This is a genomic window from Ancylomarina sp. YFZ004 (genome assembly GCF_054254355.1).
This window is the reverse complement of record NZ_JBTCHQ010000010.1, coordinates 72,835-92,555: the sequence shown is the minus strand read 5'-3', so window position 1 is coordinate 92,555 and position 19,721 is coordinate 72,835. Positions and strand designations below refer to the sequence as shown.

At 35.2% G+C, this 19,721-nt stretch carries 22 protein-coding genes; 14 read left to right on the top strand and 8 right to left on the bottom strand.

Annotation, left to right across the window (positions count from 1 at the left end):
• Positions 1-7: 7 nt before the first annotated feature.
• Positions 8-511, top strand: a complete 504-nt coding sequence (locus tag ACXR6G_RS15345; protein ID WP_458362321.1) for a hypothetical protein — start codon at positions 8-10, stop codon at positions 509-511.
• 58 nt (positions 512-569) lie between these two features.
• Here the strand turns inward: ACXR6G_RS15345 and ACXR6G_RS15340 are convergent, their stop codons facing one another.
• The gene (locus tag ACXR6G_RS15340) at positions 570-1,964 is read right to left on the bottom strand and encodes an aldehyde dehydrogenase family protein (RefSeq protein WP_458362320.1); all 1,395 of its coding nucleotides are present in this window, start codon (positions 1,962-1,964) and stop codon (positions 570-572) included.
• Between the two features lie 113 nt (positions 1,965-2,077).
• On the opposite strand from ACXR6G_RS15340, the gene ACXR6G_RS15335 reads away from it, so the two are divergent.
• Complete coding sequence (locus tag ACXR6G_RS15335) at positions 2,078-2,785, top strand: XRE family transcriptional regulator (protein ID WP_458362319.1); 708 nt, start codon at positions 2,078-2,080, stop codon at positions 2,783-2,785.
• Between the two features lie 148 nt (positions 2,786-2,933).
• Entirely contained in the window at positions 2,934-3,866 is a 933-nt protein-coding gene (locus ACXR6G_RS15330) for a DMT family transporter (protein WP_458362318.1), read from the top strand.
• Positions 3,867-3,874: 8 nt separating this feature from the next.
• Here the strand turns inward: ACXR6G_RS15330 and ACXR6G_RS15325 are convergent, their stop codons facing one another.
• From ACXR6G_RS15325 to dinB, 4 genes are all read right to left on the bottom strand, one after another.
• On the bottom strand, positions 3,875-4,777 hold the full coding sequence (locus tag ACXR6G_RS15325; RefSeq protein ID WP_458362317.1) for a cation diffusion facilitator family transporter: 903 nt from the start codon (positions 4,775-4,777) through the stop codon (positions 3,875-3,877).
• 41 nt (positions 4,778-4,818) lie between these two features.
• Positions 4,819-5,769 (bottom strand): bifunctional metallophosphatase/5'-nucleotidase, encoded by a 951-nt coding sequence (locus ACXR6G_RS15320; protein ID WP_458362316.1) that lies wholly within the window; start codon positions 5,767-5,769, stop codon positions 4,819-4,821.
• On the bottom strand, positions 5,744-6,523 hold the full coding sequence (locus ACXR6G_RS15315) for a 5'-nucleotidase C-terminal domain-containing protein (RefSeq protein ID WP_458362315.1): 780 nt from the start codon (positions 6,521-6,523) through the stop codon (positions 5,744-5,746). The genes ACXR6G_RS15320 and ACXR6G_RS15315 overlap by 26 nt, the downstream gene beginning before the upstream one ends.
• Before the next feature lie 93 nt (positions 6,524-6,616).
• Positions 6,617-7,687, bottom strand: a complete 1,071-nt coding sequence (dinB, locus tag ACXR6G_RS15310; RefSeq protein ID WP_458362314.1) for a DNA polymerase IV — start codon at positions 7,685-7,687, stop codon at positions 6,617-6,619.
• Positions 7,688-7,839: 152 nt separating this feature from the next.
• On the opposite strand from dinB, the gene ACXR6G_RS15305 reads away from it, so the two are divergent.
• The 6 genes from ACXR6G_RS15305 (at position 7,840) to ACXR6G_RS15280 (ending at position 12,870) form a co-directional block, all read left to right on the top strand.
• Positions 7,840-9,366, top strand: a complete 1,527-nt coding sequence (locus tag ACXR6G_RS15305; protein WP_458362313.1) for an MATE family efflux transporter — start codon at positions 7,840-7,842, stop codon at positions 9,364-9,366.
• Between the two features lie 35 nt (positions 9,367-9,401).
• The gene (gene mnmD, locus ACXR6G_RS15300) at positions 9,402-10,100 is read left to right on the top strand and encodes a tRNA (5-methylaminomethyl-2-thiouridine)(34)-methyltransferase MnmD (protein WP_458362312.1); all 699 of its coding nucleotides are present in this window, start codon (positions 9,402-9,404) and stop codon (positions 10,098-10,100) included.
• A gap of 217 nt (positions 10,101-10,317) precedes the next feature.
• Positions 10,318-10,920, top strand: coding sequence for an FKBP-type peptidyl-prolyl cis-trans isomerase (locus ACXR6G_RS15295; RefSeq protein WP_458362311.1), 603 nt, complete (start codon positions 10,318-10,320; stop codon positions 10,918-10,920).
• 33 nt (positions 10,921-10,953) lie between these two features.
• A complete protein-coding gene (locus tag ACXR6G_RS15290) occupies positions 10,954-11,661 on the top strand; it encodes an FKBP-type peptidyl-prolyl cis-trans isomerase (protein ID WP_458362310.1) in 708 nt (235 codons plus the stop codon).
• Positions 11,662-11,998: 337 nt separating this feature from the next.
• A complete protein-coding gene (locus ACXR6G_RS15285; protein WP_458362309.1) occupies positions 11,999-12,436 on the top strand; it encodes a peptidylprolyl isomerase in 438 nt (145 codons plus the stop codon).
• A gap of 65 nt (positions 12,437-12,501) precedes the next feature.
• Positions 12,502-12,870, top strand: coding sequence for a DUF3127 domain-containing protein (locus ACXR6G_RS15280; RefSeq protein ID WP_372639373.1), 369 nt, complete (start codon positions 12,502-12,504; stop codon positions 12,868-12,870).
• A 72-nt stretch (positions 12,871-12,942) separates the two neighbouring features.
• On the opposite strand, the gene ACXR6G_RS15275 is transcribed toward ACXR6G_RS15280, so the two are convergent.
• Together ACXR6G_RS15275 and ACXR6G_RS15270 are read right to left on the bottom strand one after the other, a co-directional pair.
• A complete protein-coding gene (locus ACXR6G_RS15275; protein ID WP_458362308.1) occupies positions 12,943-13,365 on the bottom strand; it encodes a hypothetical protein in 423 nt (140 codons plus the stop codon).
• A 57-nt stretch (positions 13,366-13,422) separates the two neighbouring features.
• Positions 13,423-13,998 carry an RNA polymerase sigma factor gene (locus tag ACXR6G_RS15270; protein WP_458362307.1) on the bottom strand — a complete coding sequence of 192 codons (576 nt, stop codon included), beginning with the start codon at positions 13,996-13,998 and terminating at the stop codon, positions 13,423-13,425.
• A gap of 343 nt (positions 13,999-14,341) precedes the next feature.
• Between ACXR6G_RS15270 and ACXR6G_RS15265 the strand changes: the two genes are divergently transcribed.
• Entirely contained in the window at positions 14,342-14,671 is a 330-nt protein-coding gene (locus ACXR6G_RS15265; protein ID WP_458362306.1) for a DUF6249 domain-containing protein, read from the top strand.
• Between the two features lie 75 nt (positions 14,672-14,746).
• Here the strand turns inward: ACXR6G_RS15265 and ACXR6G_RS15260 are convergent, their stop codons facing one another.
• Positions 14,747-16,033, bottom strand: a complete 1,287-nt coding sequence (locus tag ACXR6G_RS15260; RefSeq protein ID WP_458362305.1) for a M64 family metallopeptidase — start codon at positions 16,031-16,033, stop codon at positions 14,747-14,749.
• A gap of 225 nt (positions 16,034-16,258) precedes the next feature.
• On the opposite strand from ACXR6G_RS15260, the gene ACXR6G_RS15255 reads away from it, so the two are divergent.
• The 4 genes from ACXR6G_RS15255 to ACXR6G_RS15240 all read left to right on the top strand — a co-directional run bounded on the left by ACXR6G_RS15255 (position 16,259) and on the right by ACXR6G_RS15240 (position 19,693).
• Complete coding sequence (locus tag ACXR6G_RS15255) at positions 16,259-17,497, top strand: mechanosensitive ion channel family protein (RefSeq protein ID WP_458362304.1); 1,239 nt, start codon at positions 16,259-16,261, stop codon at positions 17,495-17,497.
• 5 nt (positions 17,498-17,502) lie between these two features.
• A complete protein-coding gene (locus tag ACXR6G_RS15250; protein WP_458362303.1) occupies positions 17,503-17,796 on the top strand; it encodes a PQ-loop domain-containing transporter in 294 nt (97 codons plus the stop codon).
• A 37-nt stretch (positions 17,797-17,833) separates the two neighbouring features.
• Complete coding sequence (locus tag ACXR6G_RS15245) at positions 17,834-18,385, top strand: chalcone isomerase family protein (protein ID WP_458362302.1); 552 nt, start codon at positions 17,834-17,836, stop codon at positions 18,383-18,385.
• Between the two features lie 225 nt (positions 18,386-18,610).
• On the top strand, positions 18,611-19,693 hold the full coding sequence (locus ACXR6G_RS15240) for a 3-oxoacyl-ACP synthase III family protein (protein WP_458362301.1): 1,083 nt from the start codon (positions 18,611-18,613) through the stop codon (positions 19,691-19,693).
• The last annotated feature ends 28 nt before the right edge of the window (positions 19,694-19,721 follow it).

The following is a 19,721-nucleotide window of genomic DNA, read 5'->3' as shown; positions in this document are numbered from 1 at the left end:
TACACCCATGGAAGACATTACTCAAGTTGTATTACCTAAAAAAAGACCAACATTTATTACTGTACTATGTATTTTATCCTTGATTGGCAGTGGAGGATTTGGATTATTACAACATGCCTATCAGTATGTAACATTTGATAAAACATATCCTGCTAATATTGCCAAAATGGAAGAGGCTTTAGAAAATCTAGAAGAAGCAGGTATGGATTCAGGCTTCATTTATGAAAGTGCTCAGAATGGTATTTATGCTCTTGAAAAAACAGCTGAAAATTTAGTCCCAATGACAGCAGCTCATATTATTTTTGCGTTGTTAAGCTTATTAGGCATTTTCTTAATGTTTAGACTTAAAAAGAATGGTTTTTATTTATACTCTGTTGTCAATCTATTCTGGATGCTCGTACCCGTTTATTTTATTGGAATGGAAGTTGGCATGATGATGCTTGGAATGGGAGCTTTCTTCACAATTCTCTTCATCATTCTCTATGCTGTCAACTTAAAACATATGGAATAATTTCAAAACTCATAAAAGAAGAGAGGCTGTTCATTAGGACAGCCTCTTCTTATATCATCTAAATTGATTTTGATCGGATGACCATTAACTTATCTCTAGTCATTTCCTTCATTGAATAGGGAATCCCTCCTACTCCAATTCCTGAAGCATCTCTGCCTCCAAAAGGCATCCAATCCACGCGAAAGGCCGTATGGTCATTTACCATGACTGCTGAGGCATTCAGTTGGCTAACTGTATCCATAGCTTTGTCAATATCTTTAGTAAAAATTGATGCTTGAAAAGCCAAGTCCAAAGAATTACTCCTATCTATGGCATCCTGTAACTTACTATAAGTATACAAACAGACAACGGGTCCAAAGACCTCCAATTTTGAAACTTTTGATTCCTCTGATGGGTTTAACAAGACAGTTGGCAAATAACATGTTTCCACACATTTATGACCGCCACACAATAAGTTCGCTCCTTCTTCCACAGCTTCATTCACCCAACTGTGAACTCTCTCCTGTTCCCCAGAGTCAATTAAGGGACCAACTTCAGTGAAGGGATCCAAAGGATCACCAACTTTTATTGATTTTGCATAAGCCACTAGCTTCTCACTAAACTCATCTAAAATAGATTGATGTACGAATATTCTTTGAACAGAAACACAAACCTGCCCTGCATGATAGAAAGCACCTTTCCCCAGTAAAGAAACAGCCTCATCAATATCTGCATCAGGCTGAATTATGACAGGTGCTGATCCGCCATGTTCCATGGCGCAATGTGTTCCCGGAGCAAGTTTAGAGCGTAAAGACCAGCCCACTTCTGCAGAACCAATAAAAGAAAAGTAATTGATACGATTATCCTTTACCATAATCTCAGCATTCTCACGATTGCAAACAACCACCTCAGCCCAATCATCAGGCAAACCAGCCTCTTTCATCATTTTAACCAACTCAATAGCTGACAGTGGAGTACTACTTGCTGGCTTAATAATGACAGGACAACCCACCGCAAAAGCTGGAATAATCTGATGAACAGCTAAATTCAATGGGTGATTAAATGCAGATATACTCAAAACAACACCAATGGGTTCGGGCATAGTAAAAGCTAGTCGATTAAGAGAAGCTGCCGTTATTCCCATTGGAATTTGCTCTCCTTTAATCTGACCTATATATTCTATGGCCAATTGAACGCCATTAATTGCACGTAAAACCTCAAGCTTACTATCTTGGTAGGGTTTACCTCCTTCTGAAGCTGCAATTATAGTTAATTCCTCAACTCGAGCTTCCATCGATTTCTTAGTTCTTTCAAGAATTGCAATTCGTTCGTAAGGCTTTAACCATCGAGATCGATTTTGAAAAAGGGAATGGGCTTTAGCCATTTTTTCTTCAATAGCTTGTGTATCCATTAAGGGGATTTCCTGGAGTAATCGACCATTAAAAGGGGATTTAACTTTTATACTTGTCATCATAAATGTTTTTTGATTTTGTAATCCCAAAATACAAGAATTTGAGGCCAATATCAACAAGTATTCTTTACTTTTGCACGAATTTTCAGTTAAAAGAACCCTTCAGCTCAATCAATATGCAATATCTATCACAGAATCTAAAATATCTTCGTCTCAGAAAACGATTATCTCAAGCAAAGCTTTCATTCAAAATAAGTATTGGAGCTTCATCCATATCTGCCTATGAGAAAAAGAGGTCGACTCCTAAACTTGAAACGATTCTTAAGTTCACAAATTTCTTTAATAGAAGCTTAGATGAATTAATCCTGACTGACATTAGTGCTCAGGATAGAGAAAAACTGCAAGATACCAAAGGCGATAAATTAAGGATTCTGCCTATTGTTGTGGATAACAAGAATGAAGAAATGATTACTCTAGTACCTGTAAAAGCTGCTGCTGGTTACCTAAATGGTTATTCTGACACTGAATTTATAAGTGAATTGCCCAATTTCAGAATGCCTTTTGCTGAACTTTCAGAAAACAAAAGCTATCGTGCTTTTCAGATTGAAGGAGAAAGTATGTTACCAATTCCAGCTGGTGCTTATATCATCTGTGAATATGTACAAGATTGGGAGCTTATTCGTAATGGCTCTTGTCATGTTATTGTTAGTACTGAAGATGGGATCGTATATAAGCGAATTCAAAAGGATATCGAAAATAATCAGTTCATTCTTCACTCAGACAATACCGAATATTCTAGTTTCGAAATTGGCTTAAATCAAGTTCTGGAAGTATGGAAAGCTCTGGGTTATGTCTGTTTTGATTTGCCTAATGGCAACAGCTAACACCAAAGACCTCATTTTCAACTCGAAAGAACTAAAGGTGATTTATTGAAAACAAGACTAAAATCATACTTTAAGAAACTTTTGTTTTGAAAATTTAGTTTACTTTCGTCCTGATTAAATTCATTCTAAATAACTCTATCCGATCATAATGGGCAACTCAGGAATATCGACAAATCTTAAAGGGGTTTTATTTGCTTGCCTTACGGCATTTCTTTGGGGCTTTTTGCCTATTTTCCTGAAGATCTCACTTAAATATCTCGATCCAAATTCCATTGTCTGGTTTCGATTTACTTTTGCTGCTGGCGTTCTCTTTATTTACTTTCTATTTACAGATAGAAAACAGCTTCAAATATTTAAGCGTCCACCAGTTCTACTTGTAATAGCGGCATTAGCCTTGGGTTTAAACTATATTGGTTTTCTGCAAGGCGTCAACTATACAAGCCCGAGTAATGCTCAGATCATTATTCAAACAGGCCCTATTCTTCTCGCTTTGGTCGGATTTATCGTTTATAAAGAAAGACTGAATATTAAACAATTGGGTGGATTTGCTATTGCTGCTATAGGCTTAATTCTATTTTACCAAAATCAACTACAGGGTTTTCTTCACGATCCACAAGCTTTTAATAAAGGTTTTTTATGGATTGAAATTGGAGCAGTAGCCTGGGTTCTATATGCAGCATTACAAAAGAAATTGGTCCAAAAACATCCTGCGCAAACGCTGAATATGTTTCTTTATGGTCTTCCCGCCTTGCTTTATGTACCGACTGTTGATTTCCCTGCTTTCACAGAACTAAGCTTTCCCACTTGGCTTATTATTATATTCCTGGGTGTGAATACACTTGTAGCATATGGTGCTTTAGCCTTTGCCTTTAAATACACCGAAGCTTATAAAGTGAGTATCATTGTCACTTTGAATCCAATTATCACACTTATCACCATGGCCGTTCTTTCAAGTCTTCAAGTAGATTGGATTAAAACTGAAAACTTAGATCCAATCTCAATGATCGGAGCTGTTTGCGTGATTGGCGGTGCAATAATTGCTGTTTCTTTTGCTAAAGCGAAGAAACTTGCGAAAGCCTAAATTACAGATTAAGAATCGAAACTTATATGTTCTTCATCGTTAGGATCGATATGTAAGGTTGCAGAATAGGCATGTTCCTTTGCAATCTGATTTTCGATATAATCCACAATCTCGTGGGCTTCTCTAATTGTCATTTCAGCTGGCAAACAAATATGAAAAGTGATCTCATTGTGGTCTCCATAAGAATGGACGTGAAAATGATGTGGATACAAATTCTCAGGGTAACAACGTTTACAAGTTAATTTCAGTTTCTCTATGATATCCTTAGAAGGGCTTTCTCCTAATAAAGTGTAGATTGAATCCCTGATAATTTCATAAGCGGCATAACCAATTAACAAAGCTACAATTAGCCCTAAAGCTCCATCGATCCACCAAAAATACTTGCCTAAAAAGATACCTGCCAAAATAACTAAAGATGATATAGCATCACTACGGTGATGCCAAGCATCTGCTTTAAGCACTTTCGAATTAGATTTTTTCGCACCCCAAAAAGCAAACTGAGCGAGTAATTCTTTTAAAATAACAGATGTTATCATGACATAAATAGCCAAAGACCCAAACGTAGAACTTTCTCTATGTTTAAGCGCATCATATGATTCTAAAATAAAATCAAAGGCAACTAAAAGAAGCATTATTCCGATGATAAAAGCAGCAATTAAATCTGCACGTCCATGTCCAAAAGGGTGGTCTTTATCAGCAGGCTTTTTAGAAAATTTTGCACCTAATAATACGATAACTGAACTCAAACTATCAGATAAGGTATGCCAGGCATCTGCCATAATTGCGATAGACCCCGTAACGATACCAGCCCAATATTTAAGAGCAAATAATAAGATGTTTGCAATGATTGAAAGAACACCTTCAACATAGGGTAAATTAGACTTATTCAGTTTTTTTAATAGCTTACTCATATTCTATAAAATCTGATTATTCCTTAGAATCGTGTTCATTATTAAGCTTCCAATCTTTTATCTATGCTATGTAGAGTTGAACTGGCTAGCTTAGTTCCTTCTTCTTTATCAATGTAAAAATCAATTCGTCCAAGAGCAATACCAGCCCATCCAACTTGATTGACAACAACTTCTTCTCCATCTAAATTACGAACACGAGTCGCAGTTTCCAATAGAGTATGAGAATGACCTCCTAAAATAACATCGATGCCACTGGTATTTTGAGCCAGTTTCATATCACACATACCTCCTGTACTACTTGAATAACCAATATGAGATAAGCATATAATAAGATCACATTTCTCATCTTCTTTAAGAATAGGAACAATCTTCTCAGCCACATCAATTGGATTGCGATAGGCCACTCCTTCACAATTCTTACTAGAAACGAGTCCTTCTAGTTCAATTCCTAAACCAAATATACCAATCTTAATTCCTCCCTTATTGAAAATCTTATAAGGCTTAATCTTTCCTTCAAGTACTGTACCTGAGAAATCGTAGTTTGCATTGATGAATGGAAAATTCATATGTTTCATCTGAGAAGAAATACCTACAAGACCATTGTCGAATTCATGATTCCCAATCGTTCCAGCATCGTAGCCCATCTTAGACATCAATTTCAATTCAGCCTCACCATTAAAGAAATTGAAATAAGGTGTGCCTTGATAAATATCGCCACAATCAAGTAATAAAGAATGTTCTTCTGTAGCTCTAATTCGTTTGACAAGAGCATTTATACGTGCAAAACCTCCTAACCCTGGATGTTTTGGGTCAGTCTCGGGGAAAGGATCGATATGAGAGTGCATATCGTTGGTATGCAGAAGGGTTATTTTAGTCAGTTTATTTTTAGCTGCTTTCGAACTTAAAGCATAGCCACCAAAGCCTAAAAAAAGACCTCCCATTCCTAGTTTCTTAAAAAAATCTCTTCTACTTCTCATAGTAAACCCTCCCATCTAATTCTGCTTTAATACCTACACCTGACTCAAATAAAACCTTAGCATGATCAATAATTGCTTCACGAAGTTTCATATGCATGTGGCGAAAATTCTCTCTCTTATCAAATGAGTTCATTCCATCACCACCATTTACAAGATAGTCGATACTGATAATATGGTAAATCTTATTTAAATCAAGTTTTTGTCCTCCAACTTTAACATCAACAGCTTGATCACCTTTAATCCCCATCTTTATACCAGAAACGCCTTCTCCATCTCTTGTGGCTATATATCTCAATACATTCTGAAGATCGGAACCTTTCATTCCAATAATAACAAGTTTATTTTCAAAAGGTAGAAGTTCAAATAATTTTCCAGTCGAGATATTACCTTTTGGTAAACTTGTTCGCAAACCACCATTATTGATGATAGACAAATCAACGCCATGCCCCAGTTTATTATCTAAACAGTATTTATTACCAATAGAAAGCATGGCATCAGCAACATAATTACTCAGAAGAGATTCTGGTTTTCCAGACATCATGGCTTCATTTGTTTCCGAAACCAACTGATTCATCTGAGAATCAAGACCAAGTTTATATTGGTTGATCATATTTGTGAAAGCGGTATCTTGAAGAGCTTGTTGATCCAGGCTTGAATCAACACTGAAATTAGTGTCAAAAACGCCAACTTGTTGCGGGTTTTGAGGTTTACAAGCAATTGCTAAAATTAAGCAAGTCACCCATAATAAATGATTTAACTGTTTTTGCATCCTTTAAAAATAAAATACTTAAATATCTTTATATGAAGAGCAAAAGTAGAAAAATCATTCTGAATGAAAGCATAAATAGCCTAAATCCTTAGGCTAAAAATCAAAAGTTAATTGAATAACTTCATTTGGCTTAAATTGATTTGAAATACCCAATCCGAGAAGTCGTACACTATCAGTCAATTCAAGTTGATCGAGCAATTTATTAGACAAGTCCATTATCTCATCGTAATCTGTAATTTCAAGCAAAACAGTTCGAGAGCGAGTTATTTGTTCAAAATTACTATACTTGATTTTTAAACTTATGGTACGTCCCTTAAATTTAGTCCGTTGTAAGCGTCGATAAAGATCTAATGCCGCTTCTTCCAAGCGTTTTTTAAGCTGCTCTTTATTTCTAACATCGTGGATAAAGGTATTCTCTGTACTCACCGATTTTCTTATACGATTAGGATTCACCTCTCGATTATCGATACCTCGGGCAATATTATAATAGTAAGCTCCATTTTTACCAAACAGACGAGTTAGGTCCAATAAAGAACGCTTTTTTAAATCCTTACCGTGAAAAATTCCAATTTGATGCATCTTTTCAGCAGTTACCTTTCCCACACCAAAAAACTTCTCGATACTCAGTTTCTCAATGAAGGATTCCACCATTTTCGGCTTTATAACAAACAAACCATCTGGCTTTTGATAATCTGAAGCAATTTTAGCCAGAAACTTATTTACCGAAATCCCTGCAGAAGCTGTTAAGCCTGTTTCCTCTTTAACTCTTCGCCTAATCTCTTCTGCAATTGCAGTGGCAGAAGGCAATCCCATTTTGTTGTGGCTAACATCAAGAAAAGCCTCATCAATAGAAAGTGGTTCAACCAAATCTGTAAATTCATGAAAAATGGCCATAATCTGATCCGAAATCTCTTTATAGCGGGAATGACGAGATTTTACAAAAATTAGATGAGGACATCGTTTCAAAGCTGTTTTAGATGGCATGGCTGATCGGACACCGAATTTTCTAGCTTCATAGCTAGCTGCCGCAACAACTCCTCGATCTCCTCCTCCACCTACTGCTACAGCTTTCCCCTTAAGTTCGGGCTGATCTCTTTGCTCAACCGAAGCAAAAAAAGCATCCATATCAATATGAATTATCTTCCTAATTACATCTTCACTCATAATGCCTGCAAGATCTGAATTAATCGAGCTATATTCAATATTATTGCCTCAAATTCTTAATTTTGCATCACATTATTTTAGGAGAGTTTATTCAATCCTAACTTCAATAAACAAATGGTCATTTTCCGATTCAATCCATAAAAATTAATTTAGTGTCACAAATAAAAGATCTTACAAGAGGACGAATTTTCCCTCAAATATTAAAACTTGCCATCCCAATCATTGCGACTTCATTTATACAAATGGCGTATAATATGACTGATATGGCTTGGCTGGGTCGCGCTGGAAGTGAAACCGTTGGTGCTGTAGGGATAGCTCTTTATTTGGTTTGGCTAGGTTCGTCTCTCATGTTCATTACAAAGATTGGAGCTGAGGTTTGTATCTCTCAATCTATTGGGCGTAAAAACTTGGAGGATGCCAAAGCGTTCACACGAAATGCTTTCGGTTTATCATTTCTTATTGCCATTGGTTTTGGTTTTTTGGTTTGGTTATTTACCGGCCCAATTGTTAATATATTTCAGATTGAAAGTGATTTTGTCAACCAAACAGCCTTTGTATATTTAAGGATTGTAGCTATCGGTATGCCTTTTACCTATTCGAATATCACACTTTCGGGTATATACAATGGAACAGGTAACACAAAAACTCCTTTCTATGTTAACGCAGTGGGTTTAATGCTGAATATGATTCTAGATCCAATTCTAATTTTTGGCTGGGGAAGTATTCCTGCAATGGGTGCTGAAGGTGCTGGTATAGCAACAGTTGTTTCTCAAATATTAGTATTCACTTTGTTTATAATACTCCTTAGGGGAAAAAACAATCCTCTAAATACAAAAAAATATTTAGGCAAATTCCAAAAGCAATTCTTAAAACCAATTATTAAAATTGGTGGTCCAGTTGCTCTTCAATCTGCTGGTTTCGCAGCACTTGCAATGTTTCTTGCTCGAGTCATGAATAATATTGCACAAGGAAATAGTATCCCATTTTCTGTACAATCAATCGGTGCAGAAATTGAAGCGCTTTCATGGATGACCGCCTTAGGCTTTTCGTCCGCTCTAGGAACTTTCACAGGCCAAAACTATGGTGCCAAACGATGGGATCGAATTCAAAAAGGATTCTTCATCACACTAGGCATTGCCTCTACATTAGGTCTTTTAAGTACGGCCTTGTTTTACTTTTTTGGAGCTGAAATCTTCGGTCTATTCATTAAACAAAGTGAACCTGAAGTTCTTAAAATGGGAATTGTTTATTTAATGATTCTTAGTATTTCACAAGTTTTTATGAGTATCGAAATTACGGCTACAGGAGCATTTAACGGCATTGGTAAGGCAATGCCCCCAACAATAATTGGGATAATTGGAAATATTCTTCGCATACCATTTGCTTTTATTTTAGCTTATAGTTTTGTTGATATCTTACCCCTATTCTCAGAATATATTGAACAAGGTTCAGTGCCTGTAACAGGTGTTTGGTGGGGAATGACTATAACAAGTATTCTAAAAGGATGCTTCTTATTTTTCGGATTCATCATCTTACTACTTCGTCATCCGGAGAACGACCAACAGCTACCATTCCAAAACAAATGGATAAACCTTATTCCTAACAGACTAAGACAACAAGCTGCTGTCATACCACCTGCAGACCAGGTAATAAATAAGGAAACAGAAATAAACTTATAAATTGGATCAAGTGCCATACATTATTAAATTTAAGCATGCTGAAAAGAGAGATTAAATTAACCGAAGATGGTTCTCACACCATATTTATTCCAGAACTCAACGAGCATTATCATTCAACACATGGTGCCATTCAAGAGGCTATTCATGTATATATTAATGCCGGCTTGCGATTTTCAGATAAGAGTCCAATTCGTATTTTAGAAATTGGTTTTGGCACAGGGCTTAACACATACCTTTCACTTGTAGAAGCTGAAAGCAATAAAAGATCTATTGTTTACCATAGCTTAGAACGTTATCCTATCGAAACAGAACAACTTGAAGTCCTTAATTATCCAGAACTAATCGATTTTGATAAACCTGAGTTATTCAAGAAGCTTCACGAAGCTGATTGGAATAAACTTTGCGAAATATCTGATTATTTTAGCCTTGAAAAGATAAATGGTGATTTAAAAAAGATAGACTTTAAGGATCAATATGATCTGATTTACTTTGATGCCTTTGCACCTGACATTCAGCCAGAACTATGGACTGAGACGATATTCAAAAAGCTTTACCATTGTACAAATCCTAATGCCACATTAGTGACTTACTGCTCAAAAGGTATTGTCAAGCGAGCACTACGTACATCTGGTTTTGAAGTGAAAAGACTGGCTGGTCCTCCAGGTAAACATCATATTTTAAGAGCCACAAAAATTGCGGATTTCGATTTTGAAAATCAAATTGAAAAACATTAAAAAAATCTTAAATAAACAGTCCATCGCTCGCATTCTTAGAGAAAACTGCTAACTTAGGGCTTTGTTTTTTCAGCGAGTCATAATTATCTGAAAAACAAGAAAATAACTAAATATTGATATTTCTCAAACCCAATGAAGATTAATTTCAAGTGCAAGTATTTTAGTATCTGCATTTTGGAATTTAAGATTCATTTTTGAGATGAATAATTTTGAATAGATGAAGTATACTGAAGAACAAGATAAGGTAAGCTATTGCCTTGGTTTAAGCATTGCAAGCAATTTAATTACATCAGGTGTTAAGACAATAAGCACTGAGCCATTTGTTGAAGCTCTTGAAGCTGCATTTAATGGTAAAATGCCAGAATTGTCCCCAGACGAGGCTAATGGTATTCTACAGGAGTTTTTCGGGAAAATGCAAGAAGAGCAGGCTGGACAAGCTATAGGTGAAGGAAAAACTTTCCTTGAAGGAAACAAGAAAAACGAAGGTGTAATTGAACTAGAAAGTGGTCTTCAATATCAAATTATTACAGAAGGTAATGGTGATATTCCAAAAGCTACAGATAGCGTTAAGTGTCACTATCACGGAACATTAATTAACGGAACTATTTTCGATAGTTCAGTAGATCGTGGCGAGCCTGCAACATTCCCAGTAAACGGTGTTATTGCAGGATGGGTAGAAGCGCTTCAATTGATGCCTCAAGGATCAAAATGGAAATTATTTGTTCCATCGAACCTAGCCTATGGTGCACAAGGTGCTGGTAACCTAATCGGCCCACACACAACTCTTATGTTTGAAGTAGAGTTATTAGAGATAGTATAATTTTTTTTACAGATAAACTAAATATTCAAAACAATGAAATTAAAAGCATTAACTCTAGCATTAGGACTAGGCGTATTCGCATTTAGCTCTTGCGACAAGAAAGTAGATACAAACATGGCTTTGAACACAACTGTTGATTCTGTAAGCTATAGTATCGGTGCTAGTTTCGGAGGAAACTTATTGCAAAACAGCTTAAATGAGGTTAATCAAGACGCTCTTTTAGCAGGTTTAAACGCTGCTTTAGCTCAGGAAGATTTAAGAATTGAACAACGTGCAGGTGGAGCAATCATCAATAAATTCATTAAAGAACTTAAAGAGAAAGCTGCTGAAGCCAATGTTGCTATTGGAGAAAAATTTCTTGAAGATAACAAAGGAAAAGAAGGTGTTGTAACTACTGAAAGTGGACTTCAATACAAAATTTTAACAGCTGGTACTGGTGCAGTTCCAACTAAGGAGCAAGAAGTTAAAGTTCACTACCGTGGAACTACTATCGATGGTAAAGAATTTGATTCTTCATACAAGCGTAAAGAGCCAGCTACATTCTTACCTACTCGTGTAATCAAAGGATGGACTGAGGCTCTTCTAATGATGCCTATTGGTTCTAAATGGGAACTTTATATTCCTTCTGCTTTAGCTTATGGTCCTCGTGGAGCAGGTGCTAATATCGGACCTAACTCAACATTAATTTTCGAAGTTGAGCTTCTTGAAATTGTTGCTGCAGCAGCTCCTGTTACAAAATAATTTCTTAAGAAAAATTAAAATTAGAGAATTTGTCTAGACAGAACTCTATTAAAATATTCCCTTTTCGATTTATTTCGGAAAGGGATTTTTTTTCCCTTTTGCGAGTACAATTCTTTTCTTAGCTTTGTAAGCTAATTGAAAACGAAAAGCTTCATTTGAGATAAGGGGTTTAGCTAGATGAATAATTCATACTCTTTATTTTTTAAGTAGACTCATAATCAAAGCATAGAGAACAAAGTCGATTTTGTTTTTTTTTGTCAGACTAAGACGTTTTGAAAGAAAATGAGTACTTTCAGTCTTCAATTTTATAGAATAAAAATTAATAAAAATCAAAGATATGTTACAAGCAGAAATTCATACAGAAAAAGGTTTAATGAAGGTGGAATTTTTTGAAAAAGATGCCCCTACTACAGTTCAAAACTTTGTTACTCTTTCAGAAAAAGGATTTTATGATGGACTAACTTTTCACCGTGTAATTCCAAACTTTGTTATTCAAGGTGGATGTCCTGATGGAACAGGTGCAGGTGGACCTGGTCACACTATCAAATGTGAATTAACTGGTGATAACCAATTCCACGACAAAGGTGTTCTTTCTATGGCTCACGCTGGAAGAAATACAGGTGGATCTCAATTCTTTATTTGCCACAGTCGCGAAAATACAGCTCACTTAGATCGTCAGCATACTTGTTTCGGAAAAGTAATCGAAGGTCTTGAAGTAATCGACCTAATTAAAGGTGGTGATGAAATCGAGAAAATCGTAATCATTAGAGAGTAATTCTGACTTAAGAAAATTTACAATAATCAACATTAGTAAATACTTACTAAGCAAAAGATATTTATATGAATTTTGAAATTAACGGTAAGGTTATCCTAAAAGAGGATACTCAACAAATAAGCGATCGTTTTAAGAAAAGAGAATTTGTAATTGAAGTTGAAAATGAAAGAAATTCTGATTGGAATGACTTCATTAAATTTCAGTTGACTCAAGATCGTTGCGATTTATTAGAGACTGTTTCTGTTAACGAAAACATTAAGGTTTCTTTCAATATCAAAGGAAGAAAATGGGAAAAAGACGGAAAAGTAAACTACTTTTCGAATCTTGAAGCTTGGAGAATTGAAAAAATGCAAGCTGCAGCTGCTGCAGAAATGCCAGAATTCAATGCTGCTGATATGCCTCCAGCACCAGAAGAAGATGATCTTCCATTCTAGGAATGAAATTCTCATAAAAAAAATGCTGTCGAATTATCGACAGCATTTTTTTTTGCCTCGTAGACAAATTCTTTAGGATTGATGTAACATCTTTTTAACAAGACTGTCAAATACAACTAAAGATAATCCAGCAATCATGATAATATAAACAATAACAGGTAGACTGACCATTCGATCAACTACCCCTAATAATAAATCATGTATTGGTTGAATTAAGATAGCATTCACTTGTTTGATTAAAGGATGCTCCCACGAAGCAACAATGCTGTGCACATCAGTTCCTAAAAGTATCATAACAATCAATAATACAAAAGCTATTAGAATCAGTAAACGTTTAATAGGCATGCGCTTCTTTACACTTACTGAGTTGGTCAACCAATCTTGCATCACATCGTCCATCACATGCTTTGTGAAATCAGACGATGGCTCTTCAAGTTCAACCTCTTTCAATAGCTTTTTTATGAATTCGTCTTTATATATATCTTCCTTTTGCATCTGTTCCAAATTTTGTCTCAATTAGAAAAGCAAGTTTCTGTTATTTTAATAATCATCTTAAAGTATCGTCTTCAATTCTTCCTGTAAAAACTGCTCTAAGATACCGTATAATTTCTTACGTGATCGATGTAATTTAACTTTTACATTTGACACACTCAATCCAGTAACTTCACTAACTTCATCAATTGAATTCTCTTCTAAGTAAAAGAGATGAATGATCGTTTTCTCATCACCACTCATTTTATTAAGAGCTCTATTGATATAAAACTTCTGCTCCTCATTTGTTAGAGCTTGAAGTGCTGACTGGGTCGATTTCACATTTACTGATGCATTATAATCATCATCAATGGAAACCTGATCTAATTTTTTTTTTCGCATCTTCGAAATCGATGCGTTATATATAATACGATAGAGCCAAGTTGAAAATTTCGATTCTCCTTTATAGCTATCTAATGCCTGATAAGCTTTTAAGAAAGCATCTTGAGTTATTTCTTCAGCATCCTCTCTATTCCCAATTATTTGCATAGCAATATTAAAAGCCATTTTTTTATGACGATCAACCAAGTAGGCATATGCACCAACATCACCATTCTTAATCTTTTGTATGTAATAGTTATCCTTGTTCGATTTCATGTTCTAATGTTTAGAAACTAGATTAACAAAATCATTCAGAGACGATTTTCTTTTCACATTTCCCCTCACAATACAATAGACTGCAAAAAGTCATTAAATGTTGCATCTGTTTCGAACTACTAATAGTTAGACGCACCAAACCAGTATTGGTTACAGATATAATGACAAAAAAACAACAACACTACAATATAATGATTAACAAACGGATATAACCCCTATTAAAAAAGTAAACTTATTTGTAACCCTTTCTTTAAACATGGCGTCATAAAGTTGAAAGCAAAAATCAAGAAGCTTTTATTTACAACTTAGAAAATTATTGTACGTTAAAATTAAAACTTATATTATGGATATCACAGGAGTAGTAGCAATCATTTCTTCATTTGGAATTGTACCACTAATCATTTTCCTTGTTCACCGTCATCGTGAAAGAAAAGCTCTAATTGAAAAGGGACTTAGCACAGAACTTTTAGTTAGTGCCACTAAAGATAGAACTCAGGAGAGTTTAAAATATGGAATTTTAGCTATTGGCTTAGCTATTGGAATTTTAATCGGAAACATTCTTGATGAATATACTAGAATGAGCGAAGAGGTTTCATATTTCTCTATGATCTTCTTATTTGGAGGACTAGCTTTACTAGCATTTTATAGTCTTGCTAAAAAAGATAAAGAATAGGAATCTAAAATAGCCTGTTCAAAAAAAATGCACTCATTAATAATGAGTGCATTTTTTTATATCGAAATATCAGAGCTATTCTCCAATTGTAAACTTAATCATTCTTTCACAAGCCTTTTGGCAAACAGGACAGAATTCATCTTTATTATTTGATTTCATCTTACAGTCTTGCACAGGAGAATAAATTCCCTTGCTCATATAACCACCACCTTCAAAAAGACCAACTTTAGATTCATATTCTTCAGTTCTTGGCGTCGGTGTAACAATTCCTTCTTCTATCATTGACTTCCACTTACTATCGAAATCGACTAAAGTGGTAATATTAGGCTCCCAAGGTTCTACTTTCAGATTATAAAAATCCTCTACAGATACACCTGAGGTATAATATTCATCAGCTAATCCAACAAAACCATGTCCAAACTCGTGGCTGGCTACTTCCTTGGATAATTTATGATCAGATGCACAGGAAGTGTAATAATTATAGATACCTGCACCGCCATATTTCTCAGTATTTATCAACACGAAAATCTGATCATAAGGCACATTAGCAGCTATATCGTACATACTTTTCAAATCAGAAGTCGTGAGATATCGCTCCGAATCAAAAGTATAGAAGTTTGAATTTAGAATCGTATTCTTATAAATATGCTTCCCTGGAATATCTGGTCCTGATTCTTCAGAAATGGATTCTAAGGCATAGATATTAAAACGATCTGCATAAGTTTTAAAAGGTTCTACATTCAAAACATAGCCAGCAACTCGCTCAACATCTGCTCTAAACTTCCCCATTTCGTCTTTAGTATAACCTTCAGCTATGAAAGCCACATCAATACAAGAATCACTATCTCCATTTCCGATTATCTTAGAATGCTCAACTTTAATTGCCGTTTCGTCTAATATAAAATAGTTAGTTGGATCAATTTCGTATTCAAATAGCTTGACAAAAACACCATCTCTATTTCTATAATCAATAATAAACTGAACCTTATTTTTAGGAAAAGGCATCACATTCACTTGATAATAGGATCTGTTCAAAGTTTTAGCCTCAGGAGTAGCTTGCCATTCCTGAAACAAAGATCCAAACCCTCGAGAATAAATTAAAGTCCCAGACGTTTTATCAACCAACTTATAACGAAAATTACCGTAGTTGAAGCTATCAACAAGATTCTTCGTTGTACCACCCCAATGCGCCTCCTTCTTTAAATTTTGTAAGAATACGGTTTGTTCTTTTGCATTACCACCAAGTAGATAATCAATCCGTAAAGTTTTGTGTTCAAAATAAGTATCGAATTCAACTGAGGCAAAGCTCAGCTTAGTTACTGCTAATAGCAGACTTAATATTAATGTTAAAGATCGTATCATTTCTATATGTTTAAGGTTATTGCAAAGTTAAAGGAAAGTTTGCTGCATTTAAATGATCTTTTTCAGCTCTTTTAGTTATTTATAAGGATTTGAGAATTCTCTTTAGAGGAATCCCTTTCAAGTTTCTTTTTAATAAAGCGATTCAATATATTTGTTCAGATATTAAACTCAACTGTACATATTATCAATTGTAATTAAAACATCCTCATTCATAGATAAGTAAACATGAAAGAACTACTTGGAGTGCATTTAAGAGATTGGTTAATCAATCAAGGCATTGCTGAAAATATAGCCGCCATTTTTCAAACAGCTATTGCTATACTTGTCGTTTCAATTCTAGCATGGCTTTCCGATGTTATTTCGAGAAAAGTTTTGATTACGATCATTACTAAACTCGTACGAAAAACCAAGACACATTGGGACGATATTCTTTTGGAGAGAAAAGTTTTCAACAAATTATCTCATTTTGCTCCAGCCATTATCATCAATCTTAGTGCTGGCATGATTTATCATGAGCCAACAGGGCAGTTTATTCAACATGCCACTCAGGTTTACATGATTATCTTAGCTTTAATGCTTATTAATTCATTCTTCAATGCAGCAAATGATATTTACAACACACTTCCTGTTAGTAAAACCCGTCCTATAAAAGGTTACATTCAAATTATCAAGATCTTTTTCTATGTAATGGGGTCCATCTCAATTATTGGAATTCTGATTAACAGGACGCCGATTTTTATTTTGGGAACCATGGGTGCCTTTGTTGCCGTCCTGATCTTGGTTTTCAAAGATACAATCTTAGGTTTCGTAGCATCTATTCAACTCTCTGCCAATAAAATGGTGAATATTGGGGATTGGATAAGCATGCCATCTAAAAGTGCAGACGGAACCGTTATCGACATCAGTTTAAATACGGTAAAAGTTCAAAATTGGGACAAAACGATTAGTACCATTCCTACTTATGCTTTAGTTTCAGAATCATTCAACAACTGGAAAGGGATGGAAGACTCAGGTGGACGAAGAATTAAACGTCATTTGAATATCGACGTGAAATCAATTCACTTTCTTGATGATGAAGAGATTGAGATGGCTAAAAGAATCAAACTCATTTCAAGCTATATCGCAGAGAAAAAAGAAGAAATCAAACATGCAAATCCTGAAAATGAGATTCCTGTTAACCAAAAACGCTTAACAAATATTGGTACATTTCGTAAGTATATTGAAGCTTATCTTGAAGCGCATCCAAAGATTCATAATGATATGACTTTTTTGGTACGACAACTTCAACCTTCAGAGAAAGGACTTCCAATTGAAATATATGTATTCTCAAACGATCAGGAATGGGCGAACTATGAAGCTATACAATCTGATATCTTCGACCATATTTTAGCGATTGTGCCGGAATTCAATTTAAGAATCTTTCAGAACCCTACTGGAGATGATTTTAAAAGACTTATTCAATAATTAATATGCACAAATTTTTCAAAAAGATAAGCTTCTTCAAATCATTGGGTTGGTTTGGAAATATTATACTAAGTATTGGCGTTATTCCACAAGTTGTTCAAACCTGGGAAACCAAAGATGTAAGCAGTTTCAACTGGTCGTTCCTTTTGATGTGGGCTTTTGGTGTCTTTTTCACGTTTATATACATATTGGAAGGTGACCTAAGATCTGGTAAACGACAATACCCTCTATGGCTCAATTACATCGTTAATATCATAGCAACTTTTTACTTATGCTATGCTAAAATTATATATAGCTAGGTTGATTTATACAAACCATTTACTTAAAACTATAATAATGAAAAAATTACTTATACCTATAATTCTGGCTTTTTTCAGTTTAAATGCCATATCTCAAAACAAAACTGAAGTTTTCCCACAGAGTCTTAAAATTGAAAACCAAGATCTTCAACTCAAGGGAACTGGAACCCGAGTGAAATTATGGATGGACATGTACACACTTGGCCTATTTGTATCAGACACAAAGCAAGATGCAAATCAGATTGTTTCGGGTAATGAAACTGCCATTGTTCGCTTGAGTATTATTTCAGGGCTGATTACGGCCGAAAAAATGGACAAAGCCATACGTGATGGTTTTAAAAAATCAACTCAGGGAAATCCTGAAGCTATTCGTAGTGAAATAGAAGATTTCTTGAATGTATTTAAGCAAGGCGTTGAGAAAAAAGATTTGTTCCAATTTACATATCAGCCTGAGCTTGGCACTATCATTTCAAAAAATGGGAAGGAGCTTGCAAGCATTAAAGGTTTAGATTTCAAAAAGGCACTTTGGGGAATTTGGCTAGGTAATAATCCAGTTGACAAGAAACTAAAAGCTGAGCTATTTAAATAGTTTATTTAGTTACAATATACTGAAACGCAATCGATATCTGATTGCGTTTTTTTTGTGTGAAAAATCGTATTTATAAATTAATTTCTATCTTAGCCGCAACTACTATAACAGAATGCTCTAATTTGGAGCGTTGATTCTCGAATTCATCTATCTGACTTTAAGGCTATTCCCCTTAAGGTTTTTTTTTCGTGCACCCTACTCTATCTTAATATTAAAAGAAAATTGATGATGAGTATATATTCGAAAATTGTTGGATCAGGAAGCTATATTCCTGAAGTTGAAGTAAAGAACGAAGATTTCTTAAAAAATATCTTTTACAATTCTGATGGCAGTCACAATGGAGTGACTACTCCTGAAGTTCTTGAAAAATTTCATAGCATTACAGGCATTGAAGAAAGACGCTATGCTCGCGAAGATCAAAAAGCATCTGATCTGGCATATATAGCAGCAAGCAGAGCTCTGGAATCATCAGGAATCGACAAAGAAAGTCTGGATTATATTCTTGTTGCTCACAATTTTGGTGATGTCTCAGCCAACACGGTTGCGCCACAATTGATGCCAAGTTTGGCTGCTCGTGTCAAACATTTGCTTAAAATCGAAAACCCTAAGACCGTAGCTTACGATATTCTTTTCGGATGCCCTGGTTGGGTACAAGCCATGATTCAAGCAAATTACTTTATCAAGTCTGGCGATGCAAAAAGAGTTTTAGTTATTGGTTCTGAAACACTTTCTAGAGTATGCGATCCGCACGACAGAGATTCAATGATTTATTCCGATGGTGCAGGTGCGACTATTCTCGAAGCAGTTGAAAGCGAAAATGAGACAGGTATCATATCTCATTCTGTTCGTACAGATACTTTAGACGAAGCCTATTTTCTTTGGTCAGGTGCCTCTCACAATCCTGATTTCCAAAATAGAGATCGTGATTTCTATATTAAAATGCAGGGTCATAAAATCTACGAATACGTGATTTCAAACGTACCTCAGCTTGTAAAAGAATGTATAGAAAAAGCAGGCTTGGGATTGAAGGACATCAAGAAAGTTCTGATTCATCAGGCCAATGAAAAAATGGATGAAGCCATCGCAAAACGTTTATTCCGCCTATATGGCGAACGACAAGTTCCTGATGATATTATGCCGATGATCATCAAAAAAATGGGTAATAATTCGGTGGCAACCGTACCTATTTTGTACGATATGATTGCCAAAGGAGAACTAGAAGGTCACCATTTCACAAAAGGTGATCATGTGGTATTTGCCTCGGTTGGTGCAGGCATGAGTATCAATGCATTCGTCTATCAATTTTAGATTTAAAAATATCTCAATACAATGAAAG